General features: G+C 42.8%; 17 protein-coding genes. 12 read left to right on the top strand and 5 right to left on the bottom strand.

What is annotated here, in order from left to right; all coding sequences use genetic code 11:
- The first annotated feature begins 225 nt into the window (after window positions 1–225).
- The gene (locus AC13CK_RS15050; RefSeq protein WP_004278405.1) at window positions 226–1752 is read left to right on the top strand and encodes a fumarate hydratase; all 1527 of its coding nucleotides are present in this window, start codon (window positions 226–228) and stop codon (window positions 1750–1752) included.
- A 67-nt stretch (window positions 1753–1819) separates the two neighbouring features.
- Here AC13CK_RS15050 and AC13CK_RS15045 read toward each other — a convergent pair whose 3' ends face one another.
- The 4 genes from AC13CK_RS15045 to tig form a co-directional block, all read right to left on the bottom strand.
- Complete coding sequence (locus AC13CK_RS15045) at window positions 1820–2536, bottom strand: DUF2846 domain-containing protein (RefSeq protein WP_004729543.1); 717 nt, start codon at window positions 2534–2536, stop codon at window positions 1820–1822.
- 170 nt (window positions 2537–2706) lie between these two features.
- Window positions 2707–4017 (bottom strand): ATP-dependent protease ATP-binding subunit ClpX, encoded by a 1311-nt coding sequence (gene clpX, locus AC13CK_RS15040; protein WP_004278407.1) that lies wholly within the window; start codon window positions 4015–4017, stop codon window positions 2707–2709.
- A gap of 29 nt (window positions 4018–4046) precedes the next feature.
- Window positions 4047–4652, bottom strand: coding sequence for an ATP-dependent Clp endopeptidase proteolytic subunit ClpP (clpP, locus tag AC13CK_RS15035; RefSeq protein WP_004647427.1), 606 nt, complete (start codon window positions 4650–4652; stop codon window positions 4047–4049).
- A gap of 193 nt (window positions 4653–4845) precedes the next feature.
- The gene (gene tig / locus AC13CK_RS15030; RefSeq protein WP_004647426.1) at window positions 4846–6177 is read right to left on the bottom strand and encodes a trigger factor; all 1332 of its coding nucleotides are present in this window, start codon (window positions 6175–6177) and stop codon (window positions 4846–4848) included.
- A gap of 266 nt (window positions 6178–6443) precedes the next feature.
- Here tig and AC13CK_RS15025 point away from each other — a divergent pair, with 266 nt between their 5' ends.
- The 8 genes from AC13CK_RS15025 to rdgB all read left to right on the top strand — a co-directional run bounded on the left by AC13CK_RS15025 (window position 6444) and on the right by rdgB (window position 17435).
- Window positions 6444–8699 (top strand): TonB-dependent receptor domain-containing protein, encoded by a 2256-nt coding sequence (locus tag AC13CK_RS15025; RefSeq protein ID WP_425879142.1) that lies wholly within the window; start codon window positions 6444–6446, stop codon window positions 8697–8699.
- Between the two features lie 314 nt (window positions 8700–9013).
- On the top strand, window positions 9014–11371 hold the full coding sequence (locus tag AC13CK_RS15020) for a TonB-dependent receptor (protein WP_005261774.1): 2358 nt from the start codon (window positions 9014–9016) through the stop codon (window positions 11369–11371).
- 71 nt (window positions 11372–11442) lie between these two features.
- On the top strand, window positions 11443–12126 hold the full coding sequence (locus AC13CK_RS15015; RefSeq protein ID WP_224216997.1) for a Fe2+-dependent dioxygenase: 684 nt from the start codon (window positions 11443–11445) through the stop codon (window positions 12124–12126).
- A gap of 427 nt (window positions 12127–12553) precedes the next feature.
- A complete protein-coding gene (gene leuA / locus AC13CK_RS15010) occupies window positions 12554–14251 on the top strand; it encodes a 2-isopropylmalate synthase (protein WP_004278413.1) in 1698 nt (565 codons plus the stop codon).
- Between the two features lie 112 nt (window positions 14252–14363).
- The gene (metX, locus tag AC13CK_RS15005) at window positions 14364–15524 is read left to right on the top strand and encodes a homoserine O-succinyltransferase MetX (RefSeq protein WP_213686424.1); all 1161 of its coding nucleotides are present in this window, start codon (window positions 14364–14366) and stop codon (window positions 15522–15524) included.
- On the top strand, window positions 15524–16117 hold the full coding sequence (metW, locus tag AC13CK_RS15000; protein WP_004278415.1) for a methionine biosynthesis protein MetW: 594 nt from the start codon (window positions 15524–15526) through the stop codon (window positions 16115–16117). Before metX ends, metW begins: the two co-directional genes overlap by 1 nt.
- The gene (locus AC13CK_RS14995; protein WP_004647420.1) at window positions 16114–16704 is read left to right on the top strand and encodes a tetratricopeptide repeat protein; all 591 of its coding nucleotides are present in this window, start codon (window positions 16114–16116) and stop codon (window positions 16702–16704) included. The genes metW and AC13CK_RS14995 overlap by 4 nt, the downstream gene beginning before the upstream one ends.
- Before the next feature lie 104 nt (window positions 16705–16808).
- Window positions 16809–17435, top strand: coding sequence for an RdgB/HAM1 family non-canonical purine NTP pyrophosphatase (gene rdgB, locus AC13CK_RS14990; protein ID WP_005245951.1), 627 nt, complete (start codon window positions 16809–16811; stop codon window positions 17433–17435).
- Window positions 17436–17550: 115 nt separating this feature from the next.
- On the opposite strand, the gene AC13CK_RS14985 is transcribed toward rdgB, so the two are convergent.
- Complete coding sequence (locus AC13CK_RS14985; RefSeq protein WP_312326619.1) at window positions 17551–18432, bottom strand: AEC family transporter; 882 nt, start codon at window positions 18430–18432, stop codon at window positions 17551–17553.
- 186 nt (window positions 18433–18618) lie between these two features.
- Here AC13CK_RS14985 and tatA point away from each other — a divergent pair, with 186 nt between their 5' ends.
- Genes tatA through tatC form a run of 3 tightly spaced genes read left to right on the top strand, consistent with a single transcriptional unit; the run spans window position 18619 to window position 20042 of the window.
- Window positions 18619–18837, top strand: a complete 219-nt coding sequence (gene tatA / locus AC13CK_RS14980) for a Sec-independent protein translocase subunit TatA (protein ID WP_005245949.1) — start codon at window positions 18619–18621, stop codon at window positions 18835–18837.
- A gap of 9 nt (window positions 18838–18846) precedes the next feature.
- Window positions 18847–19269: a Sec-independent protein translocase protein TatB gene (gene tatB, locus AC13CK_RS14975; RefSeq protein WP_425879136.1), complete on the top strand. Its 423-nt coding sequence runs from the start codon at window positions 18847–18849 to the stop codon at window positions 19267–19269.
- Window positions 19266–20042 carry a twin-arginine translocase subunit TatC gene (gene tatC, locus AC13CK_RS14970; RefSeq protein ID WP_071852257.1) on the top strand — a complete coding sequence of 259 codons (777 nt, stop codon included), beginning with the start codon at window positions 19266–19268 and terminating at the stop codon, window positions 20040–20042. Before tatB ends, tatC begins: the two co-directional genes overlap by 4 nt.
- Window positions 20043–20200 lie beyond the last annotated feature (158 nt).

Here is a 20200-nt window from a genome sequence, read left to right as displayed (position 1 = left end):
ATCGCTTAATACGGAATAAGCAAAATTATGCGTATTTTTTATCTGAAATATGACATTGAATATGACAACTTGCTGTCATATTTGACCCATGGAATAGCTAAAGTCCTTGCTCAGATTGCTTAAACTATAAACTTTCGGCCAATGCTCGCCCAAAATGCCCACAACCCGATTCTTTTGTCTTATAATTTAGCCCGCTAGCTATCAGCCCGCTCAAGAGATATTTGTATGACAACTATTATCAAGCAAGATGACTTGATCACATCGGTTAAAGATGCGCTTCAGTTCATTTCTTACTATCACCCACAAGACTTTATCCAAGCGATGAGCCGTGCGTATGATCGTGAAGAGAACAAAGCTGCTAAAGATGCGATCGCACAAATCTTAATTAACTCACGCATGTGTGCAGAAGGCCACCGCCCAATCTGTCAAGATACCGGTATCGTCAACGTATTTGTTGAAGTGGGCATGGACGTTAAATTCGATTTAACCATGAGCCTGGATGATGCAATCAATGAAGGCGTACGTCAGGGTTATTTAGAAAACTCGAACGTGCTTCGCGCATCAGTTCTGGCTGATCCTGCATTTGGTCGTAAGAACACCAAAGACAACACTCCTGCCGTGATTTACCACAAGCTTGTGCCTGGTAATAAAGTAGATATCACTGTGGCAGCCAAAGGTGGCGGTTCAGAAAACAAATCTAAACTAGCAATGTTAAACCCATCTGATTCAATCGTGGATTGGGTACTGAAAACTGTTCCAACCATGGGTGCAGGCTGGTGTCCACCAGGTATGCTGGGAATCGGGATCGGTGGTACTGCTGAAAAAGCCATGATGCTTGCCAAAGAAGCATTGATGGAAGAGATCAACATGGACGAATTGCTTCGTCGTGGTCCACAAAGCAAAATGGAAGAGCTTCGTATCGAAATCTTCGAAAAAGTAAATGCTTTGGGTATTGGTGCACAAGGTCTTGGCGGTTTAACCACTGTACTTGATATTAAAATCAAAGATTATCCATGTCATGCTGCAGGTAAACCAGTTGGTATGATCCCGAACTGTGCTGCGACTCGTCATGCACACTTCCAGTTAGATGGTACAGGTGTTGCACATATTCAAGCACCTAAACTTGAAGACTACCCTGCTGTGACTTGGGATTCTTCATCTTCTAAACGTGTTGACCTTGACACGATTACCCAAGAAGAAATGAATAGCTGGAAACCAGGCGATACACTTCTTCTTAACGGTACAATCTATACAGGTCGTGATGCTGCACACAAACGTATGGTCGACATGCTGAACAACGGTGAAGAACTTCCTGTTGATCTGAAAGGCAAGTTTATCTACTACGTTGGCCCTGTTGATCCAGTCGGCGACGAAGTTGTAGGCCCTGCTGGCCCAACAACGGCTACGCGTATGGATAAATTTACGCGTCAAGTTCTTGAAGCAACTGGCATGTTCGGCATGATCGGTAAAGCAGACCGTGGTCCTGCTGCCGTTGAAGCCATTAAAGACAACCAGGCAACTTACCTGATGGCTGTCGGTGGTGCTGCTTACCTCGTGTCTAAAGCTATTCGCGAAGCTGAAGTGGTTGCCTTTGCTGACCTGGGTATGGAAGCAATTTACAAGTTTGTGGTAAAAGATATGCCGGTATCTGTAGCGGTTGATGTGAATGGTACTTCTATTCACGCGACTGCACCTAAAATCTGGCAAGCAAAAATTGGTAAGATTCCAGTAGTTGACGCTGCTGCGGGCTAATTAAATCTGTATAAAAAAGCACCCATTCAGGGTGCTTTTTTATTATATTTTCTCAATAAAATGTCAATTACCAAGTCCGTGGATCCCAAAGTTTAAAAGGTGCTTTTAGCTGTACATCCAATGATGGATCATAAGCAGTCGGTTCAATTTTTTGGGCTTTTTTACGAATCTGGCCAGTTTCCTGATCTTGTGCCACGAAGTTAAAACTGTCTGATTTTAGCTGAGTAAAAGCAATTTCATTGAGACCAACTTTTTCCGGCATCAGCATGAGTGGCCCTGAAACACTCCGGCGTGTACTGATATTCTCTTCATCATATTTAATAAAATAAGACTGTCCCGCTTCGACAGTAAAATCCAGATATTTAGGTTTCTGGAAATGCAGCGCGCCTAGCGGTCGACTGGTACTCAAACGATAGGTCCCTGCAGGCACTTCAATCCAGTAATAATGGTTGTGCAATAAGCTTGGAATATGTTCTTGATTGATAAACAGGCTGGCAGCGACAATTTCCTGACGATTCCATTTAGAATCGGGCCGGTATAAATACACGATGGCGGCTTCATCATGCTGCGGTTTCACCGTCTGAAACTGGTTGCCCTGCTTTTGATTGACCCAACCGCCAATGGTGAACATGCCGATACGATGCTGCTCGACAAAGCCCGGTTTTTTTTCAAGATCGATATTTTTTAAAGTGCTGAGTGGCTGTGTAGGCTCAACGACGGCTTTCTTACCATGACACCCCAGCAATGCCAAACTGCTGATGAGTACAATTGCGACTCCACGCATGCTTATCCCTCACTGCGTCTTTATTCTTTTGTATGCAAGTGCTTTGCGATTTGTTTTTTATAAGTTTTAGGCATCCACGCCTAGTTAATCAGATTAACACCGAGCTTTATTTTTGGAAATAAAAAACGTGCGAAAACACGGAGTTTTCGCACGTTTCGGACGAATAGCAATTAAGCAGATTTGCTATTTACGACCTTTAAATCTATTTTTGTTGCTGTCTCTTGCTGATCATGTGGCTGACGCTCGGCACGGTATTCCGGCTCTGCTTCACCTTTAATCACAGCTTCATTGATGACGACAGTGCCGACATCGCTACGGCTTGGCAAGTCATACATGGTTTCCAGCAATGAATTTTCTAGGATCGAACGTAAACCACGCGCGCCTGTATTACGCTCAACTGCTTTCTTAGCCACTGCGCGTAATGCCGATTCTTCAAAAACCAGATCCACATCTTCCATATCAAACAGATGTTGATACTGACGGGTCAAAGCGTTCTTCGGCTCAGTCAGAATCTGCATCAGTGCTTCTTCATCCAACTCGTCTAAAGTGGCAATCACTGGCAAACGACCAATAAATTCTGGAATCAAACCAAATTTTACCAGATCAGTTGCTTCAACTTGACGGAACAAGTCAGACAGCTTCTTGGTTTCATCTTTTTTACGCACTTCTGCAGTAAAGCCGATGCCACCTTTTTCCTGACGTTGCTGTACAATTTTCTCAAGTCCTGAGAATGCACCACCACAGATAAACAGGATATTCGAGGTATCAATCTGAATGAATTCTTGCTGCGGATGCTTACGTCCACCTTGTGGCGGAATTGATGCAACCGTACCTTCAATCATTTTCAATAATGCTTGCTGAACACCTTCACCCGATACATCACGCGTGATGGATGGGTTTTCAGACTTGCGGGTAATCTTGTCGATCTCGTCGATATAGATAATGCCCTTTTGCGCTTTTTCGACATCGTAATCGGCTTTTTGCAGTAGCTTCTGTACGATGTTTTCTACATCTTCACCCACATAACCGGCTTCGGTCAGTGTCGTTGCATCTGCCATGGCAAATGGAACATCAAGAAGACGTGCCAGCGTTTGTGCAAGCAAGGTTTTGCCCGATCCTGTCGGACCAACCAACATAATATTACTTTTTGAAAGCTCTACTGAATCATCAGCTTTCTTGCCATTATTTTGCACTTTCAAGCGCTTGTAATGGTTATAAACCGCAACTGACAAGGTTTTTTTCGCGACGTCCTGACCAATCACATATTGATCCAAGGCCGCACGAATTTCATGCGGTTTCGGCAAAGGACGATTGGCCCAGTCATTGGTTTCCACCTGCTGACTGGTTTGAACCAAATCTAAGCATACGTCCACACATTCGTTACAAATGTATGCGTCCTCGCCTGCAATCAGCTTCCCGACTTCAGACTGCGTTTTACCGCAAAATGAACAATGCTTTTGTCCTTGAGGATGTTCGGACATATTTACTCCACTATCTCAATCTTTAAAACTTATGGACGTTTAGTTAAAACTTCGTCCACAAGACCGTATTCTTTCGCTTGCTGAGCAGTCATAAAGTTGTCACGGTCTGTATCACGTGCAACTTTCTCGTAATCCTGACCGCTGTGTTCAGCCATTAAACGGTTTAAACGTTCTTTAATAAACAGGATTTCACGTGCATGAATTTCAATATCTGAAGCCTGACCACGGAAACCACCCAATGGCTGGTGAATCATGACACGGGCATTTTCAAGGCAATAACGCTTGCCTTTGGTACCGGCATTCAGCAGGAACGCACCCATTGATGCTGCCTGACCCATGCAGTACGTTACGACATCAGGTTTGATAAACTGCATGGTGTCATAAATCGCCATACCCGCAGTTACCGAACCGCCTGGTGAATTGATATATAGATGAATATCTTTATCTGGATTTTCCGCCTCTAAAAACAACATTTGCGCAACGATCAGGTTCGCCATGTTGTCTTCAACTTCGCCCGTCATAAAAATTACACGTTCACGCAAAAGGCGTGAATAAATATCAAAAGAACGCTCACCACGAGAGGATTGTTCTACCACCATTGGCACTAAAGCGTTTTCAATCGTTGGAACATACATACGTTTATTTATTCCTAAATTTTTTGTGACCTAACCCATAATCACAATATGAGGGATAATCACTGAAATTGCAAAAAATTCGCCAACAAATCCATTATATTTTTTGCATTAGTTTTGTGAAAAACAGAAATGCTTTTTTCAGGCATCAATATGAAAAAAGGCGCATTAAGCGCCTTTTTTATCGAAAGCTAAATTAGCCTTGTTGACGAGCTTGCTGCTCTTTCAATAAGTCTTCATAGCTTACAGTCGCATCAGTTACTTTAGCAGAAGCCAAAATGTAATCAACAACTTGGTCTTCTAGTACAACTGCTTCGATTTGGGCACGTTGTTGCGCATCGTTTTTGAAGTATTCAATTACTTCGTTTGGATCTTCATAAGAAGAAGCCATGTCTTCGATGTACGCTTCAACACGTGCAGCATCTACTTCGATTTTCGCATCAGCTAAAACACGGCTTACAAGTACGCCAAGTTTTACAGATTTTTCAGCTTGTTCTTTGAACAATTCATCTGGAAGCATGCTTGAATCAAATGCTTTCGCACCTTGAGCACCAAACTGCTGTGTGAACTGCTGAATCATCTGTTGACGTTGACGGTCAATTTCTTGAGCAAGCATAGCAGCTGGAAGTTCAACTTCGTTTGCAGCAACTAATGCATCAAAAGTCGCGCCTTTAACCTGGTTGCGAAGGCCGTTCTTCACTTCACGTTCCATGTTTTTACGAACGTCAGCTTTTAACTTCTCAACGCCTTCTTCTTCAGATACACCGAAGATTTTCAGGAATTCAGCATCGATTTCTGGAAGTTTTTGTTTTTCAACAAGCTTCACAGTGATTTTGAATTGAGCTTGTTTACCAGCAAGGTTTTCAGCTTGGTAGTCTTCAGGGAAAGTTACATCAATCACTTTCTCTTCGCCTTTCTTCATACCAACGATACCGTCTTCGAAGCCAGGGATCATACGACCAGAACCTAGAACAAGTTTGAAGTCTTCCGCAGAACCACCTTCAAATTTTTCGCCGTCGATTGAACCTTCGAAATCAAAAGTTACTTGCATGTCTTTTTTAGCCATGCCTTTTGTTTCAGCCCAAGCAGCACGTTGTTTTTGAAGATTTTCAATCATCTTCTCAACATCTTTGTCATTTACTTCAGCTGCTTTACGCTCAACTTCCAAGCCGTCGAATTTCACTTCGATTTCTGGATAAACTTCAACAGTCGCTGTATATACCAGCGCGTCGTCTTTCATTTCAGTTTTTTCGATGTTTGGCATGCCCACAGCATTGATTTTTTCTTGCTGGATCGCTTCGAAAACTGTGTCACGAATAATATCGTTTACTACTTCTTGGTAGATACCCGCGCCGTATTCACGACGAACTACGTTTACAGGCACTTTACCTGGACGGAAGCCGTTGATCTTCGCAGTTTTAGCAGTGCGTTTTAAACGAGCTTCAAATTGCTCATTAATACGGCTCGTCGGTACAGAAACATTTAAACGACGGGCAACGCCCGAAACCGCTTCAGAAGTTACTTGCATGGCTTCCTCTATATATTAGGTTATAACAGGTTTATAAAAATGTGCCACATTATATGACAACATTTAAGGATATACAAAAAATACGCGCGAGTTCCAGTTTTTAAGCCCTTTTTTTATTTGAATTGCCATCTTTCCAGATGCCCAGTCAACCCAATTTAAATGGAGAAAATGTATATTTTTATTGCAAATGATAAATACTATCATTAATATCCAGTTTCTTATTTGAGCAACAATACTAATTTATTCTTCGGTTCGGGAATTTGGTCATGCATAGTTTTAGTCTTCGTCCACTTACATTGGCAATTCTTGGGGTTACAGCAACATCTGCTTTCGCAGAGACTGTGAACGAGACAGCGACTCCTACAACAACACATCAAATGTCTACGATTGTGGTTTCAGCGGCGGGTTTTGAACAAGATATAAAAAATGCGCCTGCCTCTATTAGTGTAGTAACTGCAGAAGACTTAAAGAAAAAAGGTATTACCAGTATTGCAGATGCGCTCAGTGAAGTACCAGGTGTCGACGTACGAAATGGCCAAGGCAAAACTGGTGGTTTAAATATCCAAATGCGTGGTCTGAATCAATCTTACACTCTTATTTTGATCGATGGTCAGCGTCAGAATACTTCTGGTTCAGTTGGTCCAAATGGTTTTGGTGAATTTAGTACAAGCTTTATGCCACCATTAGCTTCTATTGAACGTATTGAAGTCATTCGTGGGCCTATGTCTACCCTTTATGGTTCTGATGCCATGGGCGGTATCATTAACATTATTACCAAGAAAGTTGCATCAGAATGGAATGGTAACGTTTCTGTTGAACAGAATATTCAAGAAAATTCTGATATTGGTAATAACTGGAAAACCAGTGCAGTTGTTAATGGTCCAGTGATTCAAGATAAACTTGGTATACAAGTACGTGGCGAGTTTTTCCACCGCGATCAATCAGATCGACTTGTTACACCCGCAAAAACTATTGATGAAGGCAGCCAAGGTCGTGACCCTCGTACAGTAGAAGCAAATAATTATGCTGTGGGTACAAAACTTACGCTAAATGTAAATGATAACGTCTCTACTTGGGTAGACTTTGATCATGCTAAACAACGTTTTGATAATAGTGATGCCCGTTTAGGTGAACTTTACGAATTCAACCGCACGACAGGTTTACCATCAGGGATTGGTTCATATAAAGACGAGATCAAATTCTTAAGAGATCGTATTTCTGCAGGTGTAGATGCTGAGCTTAGTTTTGGTCAATGGAAAACATTTGCAAGCTATGTTTCTTCTGAACAGGAAGGCCGTCGTCTTCCAAAAGGAAATGTACCTGAATACAATTATTATTCAGATGGTACACAAGATCGTATTTTAGAAAATAAAGACCTAACCGTTGATTCTCGTATTATTTCAACACTTGGCAACCATAAACTTACAGCTGGTATTGAATATAAAGATGGTGAAACCATCGATAACTCAGCAGGTAATGGAGTTGCTTTTGAACAGGATTCTTGGTCTGTGTTCGCTGAGGATGAATGGAATCTAACGGATTCTCTTGCATTCACTTTCGGTGGTCGCTACGAAGACCATAGTGCTTTTGGTGGTCACTTTACACCTCGCGCATACTTAGTTTGGAACACCAATGATCAGTTGATTTTAAAAGGTGGTATAAGTACTGGCTATAAAGTTCCAACAGCGAATGACCTTCATAATGGAATCAATGGTTTTAGCTCACAAGGCCGAAACGTGACTTTGGGCAACCCAGATCTTAAGCCTGAAGAAACCACAAACTATGAACTTGGTTTCGTTTACGACAACTTGTCTAATTTCTCTTTAGCTACCACTGCGTTCTTTACTCAGTTTAAAGATATTATCATCAGTGATGCACGCGTCGTTGAAAACTGTTTATGGGCAGGTCGCCCAACAGGACAAGCACCTGCAAACAACTGCATGACTGTAGGCAGTTTTGATAATCAGCAAAACTTTAGCTTTAAAGGCAATGCAGGCGAAGCTGAAAGCTACGGTGTGGAACTTAGTGCTAAATATGAAATTTCTCCAAGCTTTGATGTAAAAGCAAACTATACTTGGTTAGAGTCTGAAATTACCGAAGGTGAAAATAAAGGTAATCCTATTGAAAATACACCTCGTCACGCTTTGAACTTCACAGGAACTTGGTATGTGAATGATAAGTTCACTACCTGGTTAGAAGCTGAATATAAATCTGACCGTGTACGTTTCATAGATCCTGATTTAAGCGATGTCAATGTAAGTCGTGAAATTGATGCTGTCGGCAATAAGTTAAAAGCCTATGAGCTATTTAATTTAGGTGCATCTTATAAAGTCAACAATCAAGTTACTGTTTCAGGTCGTGTGAATAACTTATTGAACAAAGACTTTGGCGACTATAAGTCATTTATTAATAGTGATAACGAAGTTGAAAATGCTTTCCTATATACTAAAACGACGAGTGGTTTAGCGGGTACTTATATTCCAGACCGTAACTACTGGCTATCTGTTTCATATGACTTCTAATATTTAAGTGAAAGTTATTTAAAACCCTGCCCTGGCAGGGTTTTTTATTATCGCTAGATTAGTACTCCACGAAAAATCCCTAATTTATGTCCCTTTATAGACATCATTATTCTCAATAAAAATTTAATAATCAGATTAATTTTTCAATATTTATTAAAATCAGAAACTTAAGTAGATATTGTTATATCATTACATTTAAAAACTCATTTAATATTTTCTTAAAGATCATGAATTCCCATGATAAAAAGATAAAAATAAAAACAAGAATCATTATTATTCGCATACATTTTTAGCATTCATTTATTAGGTTTAACATGACCTTCATTAAAACACGTAAAAAAATCGTTTCTTCTGCAATTGTTTCATCTTTATCAATGGTAGCTGCATCTGCGATGGCAGAAGAACAGGTGATCCAGTTAGAGACTATTCATCAAGAAGTCAAAGCTGAAAAAGCACCCAGCTTAAAAGTAGATCAATCTGCGAATAGCAAATTTGTTGCGCCTTTACTCGACACCCCCAAGTCAGTTTCAGTGATTTCAAAACAGCTGATTGCCGATACACAAGTGACGACTTTAGCTGATGCACTGCGTACAGTTCCGGGGATTACCTTGGGTGCAGGTGAAGGTGGTAATCCGAATGGTGACCGTCCATTTATTCGTGGTTATAACTCAGAAAGTTCGATGTATGTAGACGGCGTTCGTAATGCCACCTCACAAAACCGTGAAATGTTTGCGGTAGAACAAGTTGAAGTGACCAAAGGTTCTGCTTCTGCCATGGGCGGTGCAGGCACCACTGGCGGTAGCATTAACATGATTTCTAAAGTCGCTAAAGCAGGCGATTTTCTAGAAGGTTCGGTCGCTGGCGGCACAGATAATTATCAACGTATTACTTTAGATGGTAACAAAGACTTTGGTAATGGTATTGCGGCACGTGTGGCAGTCATGGGGCATCAAAATGAAAAAGCCGGCCAGAAAGACGGTGCAGAATATAAACGTGCCGGTATTGCACCGAGTATTAGCTTTGGTCTGGACACCCCTACTCGCGCGACTCTCAGTTATTACTACTTAAAATCGGACGATACGCCTGACTCAGGTATCCCGTATAACAACCCATTTGCTGCTCCAAGAACTGCAACAGCAACTGACTATCGTCCATTAAATGGAAATGGCAAGCCAATTGACGTTAAACAAGGTCAATATTACGGCTGGAAAGATCGTGATTTCCAAAAACAAGAAAATCAGATCGGAACCATCAAATTAGAACATGACTTAACTGACAATCTAACCATTAGCAATACAGCTGTGTATGGCAACTCTAAGAATGATTACCTTTGGACCAATCCAGATGACTCTCAGGGTAACTTTTACAACAAAGCAGGTTTTACAAGTGAATTAACAGGAAATGTTTGGGCACGTGCCAACTCACGTGTAGCAGATACTGATGCTTTTACCGACCAACTTGCTTTAACCGGTAAATTTAATACCGGTATGCTTAAACATAGTTTTAATCTAGGTGCCGAATATTCAGATCAGGAAACTGATCGTACGCAATATATTATTAATGGCCTAAATGCGACAGGTAGCGCGTATGCTGCTTGCGGTGATGTCACCAATATTGCATCAGGTTGGTGTACTTCTGTACAGAACCCTAACCGTGCTCCATGGACAGGTATGTTAAGTACCAATGGTGCTGACCGTTACAATATCGAGAGCAAATCAAAGTCTGTTTATTTTCTGGATAGTATTGAATTCACCCCTCAGTGGCTTTTAGATTTGGGCGTTCGTTGGGATGACTACTCAACTGAGCAAACCATGACTTATGGTGCACGAAATAATGCAGTTACTGGTGCAAACAATACACCGATTACAGCAAGTGCTGGCGATCAAGTTACGATTAAAAATGATAAAGACTTTATCAACTATCAAGCCGGTCTTACTTTTAAACCAGTTGAAAATGGCAGTATCTATGCAAGTTATGCGACTTCGTCTAATCCAGTCGGTGTAGATGGTGGCGATGGTTCTGAAGGGATTACAGCTGCAATAAATAATCTTAAACCTGAAGAAGTCCGGACCATGGAGTTAGGAACTAAATGGGATGTCTTGAATGATAAGCTCAACCTGACTGCAGCTATTTTCCGCACGGAAAAAACCAATACTCGTGCGACCGGAGATGATGGCACCACAAGTAATATTGGTGAAACTCGTGTCGATGGTATTGAGCTAGGCGTAAACGGTAATATCACGGATAAATGGGCAGTTTCTGCTGGTTATACTTATTTAGACAGTGAGTTAGTTGATGGTGGTTATGAAAATATTGGCACTACAGCAGCTCCAATCTACATTTCCAATAGAAGTAATGGTAATCAGGTTCAAAACGTCGCGAAAAACAGTGCAACCCTTTGGACTACTTATGCAGTAACTCCTGCTTTAACCCTAGGTGCTGGTGCCGTCGCAATGGACAAAGTCTATGGTAATGCTACTAATACCAAGTTTGTACCGGGCTATGTTCGCTATGATGCCATGGCGCGTTATAACGTGAATGAAAATGTTGATTTGCAATTAAATCTTAACAACCTGTCTGATGAACGCTACTTCACAAAAGCCTATTCATCTCATTATGCGACCGAAGCAGAAGGCCGTAGTGCAGTGTTAGCAGTCAACTTTAAATATTAATTCAATGCAACCGCATAGCCTCCTGATGGGGGCTATGTTATTTTTAAAAGACGATTATTCAGGGGTTTCTCGTGCTGCATCATATTCCAAATGTACTGAGCAAAGAACAGGTGCAATATTTCCGTGAGGAGATGAATAAGATTGAGTGGGTCAATGGCAAGGTTACCGCGGGTACGCTCTCTGCGACGGTGAAACAGAATCAGCAATTACCTGAAGATCATCCCCTGACCCAGCATTTAAGTACGATCATTCTTGAATCGCTGGGACAGCATGCTCTGTTTTTATCGGCGGCGATTCCACTGGATATTATTCCCCCGCTTTTTAACCGCTATGAAAATAATGAATCTTTCGGCTTTCATGTCGACAATTCGATTCGTCGTATTCGCGGCAGCAATGAACGCCTCAGAACGGATTTATCCTGTACGGTTTTTTTAAGTGAGCCGGACGAATATGTCGGTGGTGAACTGGTAGTCGAAGACACTTACGGTTATCACGAAGTAAAATTGCCTGCCGGCGATATGATTTTGTATCCATCGACCAGCTTGCATGAAGTCACGCCAATCACTGCCGGTTGTCGAATTGCTTCATTTTTTTGGGTACAAAGCATGATCCGTGATGATGCAGAGCGGCATATGCTGTTTAATCTGGATCAGAGTATTCAAAACCTGAGAATGCAGCTGGGCGATCAGCATGCAGAGGTCATGAAACTGACCAATCTGTATCATAATTTAATGCGTAAATGGGCGGAACTTTAAAAGATGCCCTGAGATCAATGATCTTTGAAAATCATTGGATTTATTGTTTATCAAAATATACTGCGTTGTGGCACAATTGAACGTAATAAATAACGCATTATGTCCAAATTAAGAAAATATAAAATACAATATTTAGAATAAGTGAAAATATTTTTCACTCCTTAAAGTTTATAAGAAAATCTTTATTACCATACGACTAAAATCCATAAAAATAGCAAAAATTTTTCGGGATAAGTGGATTAAACTTTAAATTATAAGTAAGGCATTTAGTGCATTTGGTGAAGCTAAACCACCAATATTTAGACCATATTTCAGGTTTGAACCAGACTGTCACTAAAACCCAATGAATAGACAAAATCTATGCCGCTGACCCACGCACCGCTTTAACCAAGATTACGGTACCCAAGTTAGCATAAGGAGCTCTCTCATGATGTTGGCTGATCCAAGTAAAAAATACCGTCGCATGTATCAACGTGTGGACTTACCAGACCGTCAATGGCCGAACAACGAAATCAATAAAGCGCCAATCTGGATGAGTACCGACCTGCGTGACGGTAACCAAGCGATCTTTGAGCCAATGAACATGGAGCAGAAATTCAAGATGTTCCAGATGTTGGTGAAAATCGGTTTCAAACATATTGAAATCGGCTTCCCGTCAGCATCGCAAATTGACTTCGATTTCACCCGTAAATTGATTGAAGAAGGTCATATTCCGGATGACGTTTATATCGAGGTCTTGGTTCAGGCACGTGATCATTTGATTCAGCGTACCTTTGAATCTTTACAAGGTGCGAAACGTGCCATTGTACATATCTATAACTCTAACTCGCCGACATTCCGCAATAAAGTCTTGAATGTTGATGTTGAGGGTGCAAAACAGTTAGCCATTAATGCTGCACAAAAAGTGAAAGAATATGCCGCAAAACAGCCGGAAACTGAATTCGTATTTCAGTACAGCCCTGAATGTTTTACTGCAACCGAATTAGAAGTCGCGAAAGATGTCTGCGATGCCGTCACTGAAATCTGGGAAGCATCTCCAGAGAATAAAGTGATCTTAAACTTACCTGCAACGGTAGAAGTTTCAGGTCCACACATCTATGCCGATCAAATCGAATGGATGCACCGTAACATTCAGCGTCGTGATGGCGTGATCATTTCAGTTCACTGCCACAACGACCGCGGCTGTGGTATTGCCGCTTCAGAATTGGCAATTATGGCTGGTGCTGACCGGGTCGAAGGTTGTGTATTTGGTAATGGCGAACGTACCGGTAACGTCGACGTGGCTGCGATTGCCTTGAACATGTATACCCAAGGTGTAGCACCAAACTTGGACTTCTCCAACATCAATGAAATCATTGCGACTGTGGAAGAATGTACCGGTTTACCTGTGCACCCGCGTCATCCATATGCCGGTGATTTGGTGTTTACTGCATTCTCGGGTTCGCATCAGGATGCGATCAAAAAAGGTTTCGAGTTCCAGAAAAACGAAGAAATCTGGGATATGCCGTACTTGCCAATCGACCCGAAAGATTTGGGCCGTGACTATGATGCCGTGATCCGTGTTAACTCACAATCAGGTAAAGGTGGTATTGCCTACTTATTAGAATCTAACTACAACGTGATCTTGCCGCGTCGTTTACAAATTGAATTTTCTCAAATTGTACAAAAGCGTACCGATGAGCAAGGCACTGAAATCAGTGCGACTGAAATCTGGAAGTTGTTCAAAGAAACCTATGTGGATGCTAAAAACGTTCACTATTCTGCGAAAAACTACAAATTGTCGGATGATAACGGCAATCAGGTGATTGAGCTGGATCTTGAAATTGATGGCCAGTCACGCCGTGTTCGCGGTGAAGGCAACGGTCCAATTTCTGCGATTTTGGATGCACTTCAGTTACCGATTGATGTCGTAAACTATGAAGAGCGCAGCATCAGTTCTGGTGCACATGCTAAAGCCTTGGCCTTGATCGAACTTCAGGTGAAAGGTACCGGTAAATCTGCCTTTGGTGCCGGGGTACATGACAACATCGTGACCTCTTCCATTGAAGCAATTATTGCCTCGACCAACCGCCTGATTGATCAGGGTGTATTAAGCACTGATCAGGTGATTGCTGCTGCGGTCTAAACGGCTGTATTAGAATTAGCAATAATTCATAGCACTAAAATGACTTTAGAAGGATACCGGCAAATGGTATCCTTTTATTATTCATACTAAAGATTTAAGGCGAATCCTCCCCGTGTCTTTTCCAGCTGACTCAGTGGGCATTGTTGTCCCACAAAAGTTCCAATTTGAAGAGCCGTTAGAGCTTGAATGCGGTCGCATCCTCCCACGTTTTGAACTGATGGTTGAAACTTATGGCGAACTCAATGCCGATAAGTCCAATGCCATTCTGATTTGTCATGCCCTTTCCGGTCATCACCATGCTGCTGGCTATCATCATGAAGATGATAAAAAAGCCGGTTGGTGGGATTCATGCATTGGTCCCGGCAAAGCCATTGATACTTCAAAATTCTTTGTGGTTTCACTGAATAATATTGGTGGCTGTAATGGCTCTACCGGCCCAACCTCACCCAATCCTGAAAATGATAACCGCCCGTATGGTCCAGATTTCCCACTGGTTACGGTCCGTGACTGGGTCAAAACCCAAGCCCTGCTCTCTGACCGTTTAGGGATTGATATCTGGGATGCCATCATTGGCGGTTCACTAGGTGGCATGCAGGCATTGCAATGGTCAGTGGATTATCCAAACCGTTTAAGAAAATGCGTGATTATTGCCAGCGCTCCGAAACTTTCTGCACAGAATATTGCCTTTAACGAAGTAGCACGTCAGTCGATTTTGTCAGACCCAGATTTCCATAATGGCCGTTATCTGGAAAATGACAGCTATCCCAAACGTGGCCTGATTCTGGCACGTATGGTGGGCCATATTACTTACCTGTCCGAAGAAGCCATGAAGCAGAAGTTTGGCCGCGATTTGAAATCAGGCAAATTTATGTATGGTTTCGATGTTGAATTTCAGGTCGAAAGCTATTTGCGTTATCAGGGTGAACAGTTCAGCCGTAACTTCGATGCCAATACCTATCTGATCATGACCAAGGCACTGGATTACTTTGATCCGTCGCGTGAATATGAACAGTCGCTCAAAAAAGCCATGGCCAATACCCAGTGCAAATTCTTGGTGGTGTCATTCACGACTGACTGGCGTTTTACCCCTGCCCGCTCACAGGAAATCGTGGATGCCTTGATCAGCAATCACAAACCTGTGAGCTATCTGGATATTGATGCCGAACAGGGTCATGACTCTTTCCTGTTCCCAATTCCGCTCTATGTAAAATCTTTGCGTGCATTCCTGGGTGGTGAAGAACACCTGAAAGCAACACCAAAGGAGGCCGTATAATGCGTATCGATCAACAACTCGCTGAAAAGTGGATTAAGCCCGGTTCTAGCGTACTCGACCTTGGTTGTGGCGATGGTGAACTGCTGGCACAAATGAGCAAAAAGCACGATATTCGTGCATATGGATTAGAAATTGATCAGGAAAAGATTGCAATTGCAGTCAGTCGCGGGTTAAATATCATCCAGCAAGACTTAAACCTTGGTTTAAGCCGTTTTGCCGACCAGTCTTTTGACAATGTGGTCATGGCACAAGCTTTGCAAGCTGTAGATGCACCTGACGTATTATTGCGTGATATGGTGCGTGTAGGGAAACAGGCCATTATTACCTTTCCGAACTTTGCGCACTGGAAGACCCGGTCTTTCTTGGCAATCAAAGGGAGAATGCCGGTTTCTGAAGCCTTGCCGTATATGTGGTATAACACCCCGAATATCCACTTATGTACATTTCGTGATTTTGAAGCACTTTGTGCGGAAAATAACATCAAAATTATTAATCGACTCGCTGTGAACGGGAATCAAGAAGATAGTTTGCTGAGCAAGCATCTCCCTAATCTATTTGGTGAAGTCGCAATTTATCGAGTGAGCGCGCTATGAAAAAATTATTATTAAGTACGACGCTACTGGCGGGACTTTTTGGCATGCAAGCCCATGCAGATTATGTTGCACCTAGTCCATCTGTTGCCAGTCAAGCGGCTCAGTATTCCATCATGGATATCAATAGTCTGACCAAAGCAGCGAAAGCTGGTCAGGCCGGTGCACAGTTTTATTTGGCCACCAAATACCAGTATGGTAAAGATATTCAAAAAGATGAACGACAGGCCTTTGCCTGGTATAAAGCTGCTGCGGATCAAGGTCTGGCAGTTGCACAGCTGAATGTAGGCCGTATGCTGGCCGATGGCATTGGCACCAGAAAAGATGAAGCGCTGGCACGTCAGTATTTTGAAAAAGCGGCTAGCCGTGGCGATAACCGTGCCAGCTTTAACCTGGCAATGATGGAAGAGAAAAAGAAAAACTATATGGGCGCTTACCAGTGGTATGAACTTTCTACCCGTGATGGCATGCTCGACAATAAGGTGATTACGCTGTCGGAAGGCAGAAAAACTGCCTTGGCGGCGAATTTAACCCAAGAGCAGATCCGTCAGGCGCGTGATCGTGCCGACAGATGGATTCAGGCACAATAAGCTGAATGGTATAAATAGCACCTTCGGGTGCTTTTTTATTGCCGCAAATTCTTCATCCATTGCTAAAATAGCGCCCATTCTTTATCTAATAATGAGTTTTTGACATGGCTGCAACTGACTGGTTATCCCAAGGCACACTGGTATTGGCAAGTAATAACAAAGGTAAAATTGCCGAGTTTGAAAAACTGTTTGCCGAGCTACAACTGCCGGTTGAAGTCGTGGCCCAGGGCAAGTTGAATATCGAAGATGCGATCGAAGATGGTCTAAGCTTTGTAGAAAATGCGATTATTAAGGCTCGCCATGCTTCTAAAATTTCCGGAAAACCTGCTATTGCAGATGATTCAGGCATTTGTGTGCCAGTTCTTGGCGGCGCTCCCGGCATTTACTCGGCTCGTTATTCCGGTGAGCATGGCAACGATGCCGCCAATAATGAAAAACTGCTGGCCGATCTCAAACCCTTACGCCAAGATGGTGAAGTGATTGAGGGCATGTTTGTTTGCGTACTGGCACTGGTTCAACATGCCGAAGATCCCTTACCGCAAGTCTTTCAGGGTATCTGGCACGGGGAAATTCTGGAAGCTGCGCGTGGTGAAAATGGTTTTGGCTATGACCCGTTGTTCTGGTTACCGGAACTGGGGATTTCCAGTGCAGAAATGAGCAAGGAAGAAAAGAATAAAATCAGTCATCGTGGGCAAGCGATGCAGCTGTTTAAGAAGAGTTTGGAGAAGTAAGTTTCTCCTCTCATTACCCCCTCTCCCTTTGGGAGAGGGCTGGGGTGAGGGATTTTTAAAATACACCTCTCCCCTTGCGAAACAGCGTTTCTCATCTCCTAAAAGTAGAGGGAATCTATAGCGTAGGCATCAACGCATGCACGATTACCCCATATAAGGCAATCAAGATCGCGCTGGCCAAAGTTCCCGAAGCAATATATTTGGCGGAATGGCCTGTTCCCTGATAATGGGTTTCCAGTGCCACAATATTGGCTGCAGGCGGCAATAAAAAGAACATCAGCAGTACCGCATAGGTCAGCGTCTGCTGCGGAATAGGTAAATAATAATAGGCGGCAACACATAGCAAAACCGCAAACAGCCCTCTATAAAAAATCAGTTGCAGACTACGCATTAAATCGAAGCGGCTGATCCGCACATTGCTCAGCCACATTCCCAGCACACACATGCCGCTAAAAGTGACCAGTACTTTATTGGCCTGATACAGTATCTCTATCCCAGGCACTTGCTGCCAATGACTCAAATCCCAAAATGATAATAAAGCTGCTACAGACAGTGCCACCACAGGTGGTGAGAGCAGCACATTCTTTAAAATATAGCCGCTATCTTGTCTGGCTTCACTGACTGCCATCACCGCACAGACATTGCCAAACAAGGAACCACCGATGTACAGGGCAACTACGGTACTGGTCGCTTGCGGGCCAAAAACTGCCAGTGCAAAAGGAATTCCCAGCCATGCCCCATTTAAATAGCTCAGGCATAAGGCACGCAGTTTATTTTTCAGGGTGAAATAAAACAAGGCAAAGAATACGCAGGAACAGAAAAAGCTGAAGGCAATCAGCCACAAACTGCCCTCTTGGTAAAACACCATATTGTAAATAATCAGTACCGGAATCAGGACCCGTGCCAATAAAGCTGCCAAGAGAGGGCGAACCGGTTTTAAATATTGCACACCCCAATAACCGATCAGAAAAGACAGGAGGGGAAGAATCAAGGCCATGACAATGCTGCTGAGATTTCCATATCAGGCTGTATGCTAGCACAGCATACTTTTCATTGAATTATGAATTTTTTTATATGAGTGATTCATTCCCCTGCTGCCGTGTCGGCAAACTGTCATCAAAGCGTCACCGCGCTGTCATACAAGCCTGCTGAGATAGGTACATAAAATATAGAGGATAAAATAATGGCAGGATTATCAATTTGGCATGTGCTGATTTTTGCAATTGTGGTGATTTTATTGTTCGGTACATCAAAACTTAAAAATCTGGGTAAAGACGTCGGCGGCGCGATTAAAGACTTTAAAAAATCAGTCAAAGATGAAGAGGCTGAACAAGCTCAGCTTGCAGAGCCGCGCACCATTGATGCCCAGGTCAAAACGCCTGAACATTCGGTTAAAAGTTAAGAGTTCGCTATGCTCAATATTGGAATGACCGAGCTGCTGATTTTCGGAATTATTGCACTTTTGGTTCTTGGGCCAGATAAGCTTCCGGAAGCAGTACGTTTTGTCGGAACATGGTACGGCAAGATCAAGCGTATGGTGAGCAATGTTCAGAATGATCTTGATCGTGAATTGCGCCTGTCTGAGCTACGTGAACAGATGCAGGCTGAAATGCAACGGATTCAGGAACTGGAAGCCAAGATGCAGGCACAAATGACAGATTTGCAGCAGCCGATTGCAGCGGATCAATTAAAAATAAAACCTCTGTCTGCTCAGTCTTTGCTCAGCTATCAACCGGTGATACAGCCTGTATCCCCCGTGTATTTACCCAAGCCTACAGCAATTCAAACCGTGATTTCAGAACAACGCTATACAAAAATGAAGGTGGCCGTATGACATCCTTACCGACCACACCCGCCTCAAATGATTCTGCAGCGCTGAATCTTGAACAGATGCCGATTACCCAGCATTTGATCATCTTAAGAAAGCATCTGTTTAAAGTGGTTGCTGTCCTGATTGGCCTGTTTTTCTGCTTATTACCCTTTGCTAATCAGACTTATCAATGGTTGTCTGAACCGTTGCGTGCACAGCTACCTGCCAGTTCAACCATGATTGCCACGGATGTCACTGCAACCTTCATGGCACCTTTTAAGCTGAACTTCTTTGTCGCGCTGATGATCGCGATGCCGTTCATCCTGTATCAGCTCTGGACCTTTATTAAGCCTGCGCTGTATGCCAAGGAAAAGAGCCTGGCCTTGCCGCTTCTGATCGGCAGTATCGTACTTTTTTATACCGGCATCAGCTTTGCCTACTTTGTGGCATTGCCCTCGATTCTGCATTTTTTTATCAGTGTTTCGCCTGAAACTGTAGCCCCGATGACCGACATCAACAGTTATCTTAGCTTCTGTTTAAAGCTGTTTCTGGTCTTTGGTTTTACTTTTGAGATTCCCATTATTACCCTGGTTCTGATCTTGATTGGCGCAGTTTCGACCCAGACTCTGGTAGAGAAACGGCGCTTTATTATTGTGGGTTGCTTCTTTGTAGCAATGTTTGTGACGCCCCCGGATGCCCTGTCAATGATCATGCTGGCTGTCCCGATGTGGCTGCTGTTTGAACTGGGTTTGCTGGCAGGGAAACTGATTGAAAAACGTCGTTTAAAGACCGAATAATAATAACCAGCCAAAACAACAAAAATATCGACTTACTCAGGCAGCTCTGGCTGTCTTTTTGTTTCCAATTTTCAATAAAATACTGATTTATTTAATTTTAATGCAACATTTCCTTAAGATTACTGTCATATCCCAAGCTTAAGGTATTGAAAACTTCT

The sequence above is a fragment of the Acinetobacter sp. L-24 genome (assembly GCF_056857555.1).
The sequence above is the reverse complement of the archived record's forward strand: the minus strand, read 5'-3'. Positions and strand labels throughout refer to the sequence as shown.

What these genes read in the sequence shown, in the direction of transcription:
- AC13CK_RS15050 (WP_004278405.1), top strand. Translation starts at nt 226, where the DNA reads ATGACAACTATTATCAAGCAAGATGACTTGATCACATCGGTTAAAGAT.
- AC13CK_RS15045 (WP_004729543.1), bottom strand. Translation starts at nt 2,536, where the DNA reads ATGCGTGGAGTCGCAATTGTACTCATCAGCAGTTTGGCATTGCTGGGG.
- clpX (WP_004278407.1), bottom strand. Translation starts at nt 4,017, where the DNA reads ATGTCCGAACATCCTCAAGGACAAAAGCATTGTTCATTTTGCGGTAAA.
- clpP (WP_004647427.1), bottom strand. Translation starts at nt 4,652, where the DNA reads ATGTATGTTCCAACGATTGAAAACGCTTTAGTGCCAATGGTGGTAGAA.
- tig (WP_004647426.1), bottom strand. Translation starts at nt 6,177, where the DNA reads ATGCAAGTAACTTCTGAAGCGGTTTCGGGCGTTGCCCGTCGTTTAAAT.
- AC13CK_RS15025 (WP_425879142.1), top strand. Translation starts at nt 6,444, where the DNA reads ATGCATAGTTTTAGTCTTCGTCCACTTACATTGGCAATTCTTGGGGTT.
- AC13CK_RS15020 (WP_005261774.1), top strand. Translation starts at nt 9,014, where the DNA reads ATGACCTTCATTAAAACACGTAAAAAAATCGTTTCTTCTGCAATTGTT.
- leuA (WP_004278413.1), top strand. Translation starts at nt 12,554, where the DNA reads ATGATGTTGGCTGATCCAAGTAAAAAATACCGTCGCATGTATCAACGT.
- metW (WP_004278415.1), top strand. Translation starts at nt 15,524, where the DNA reads ATGCGTATCGATCAACAACTCGCTGAAAAGTGGATTAAGCCCGGTTCT.
- AC13CK_RS14995 (WP_004647420.1), top strand. Translation starts at nt 16,114, where the DNA reads ATGAAAAAATTATTATTAAGTACGACGCTACTGGCGGGACTTTTTGGC.
- rdgB (WP_005245951.1), top strand. Translation starts at nt 16,809, where the DNA reads ATGGCTGCAACTGACTGGTTATCCCAAGGCACACTGGTATTGGCAAGT.
- AC13CK_RS14985 (WP_312326619.1), bottom strand. Translation starts at nt 18,432, where the DNA reads ATGGCCTTGATTCTTCCCCTCCTGTCTTTTCTGATCGGTTATTGGGGT.
- tatA (WP_005245949.1), top strand. Translation starts at nt 18,619, where the DNA reads ATGGCAGGATTATCAATTTGGCATGTGCTGATTTTTGCAATTGTGGTG.
- tatB (WP_425879136.1), top strand. Translation starts at nt 18,847, where the DNA reads ATGCTCAATATTGGAATGACCGAGCTGCTGATTTTCGGAATTATTGCA.
- tatC (WP_071852257.1), top strand. Translation starts at nt 19,266, where the DNA reads ATGACATCCTTACCGACCACACCCGCCTCAAATGATTCTGCAGCGCTG.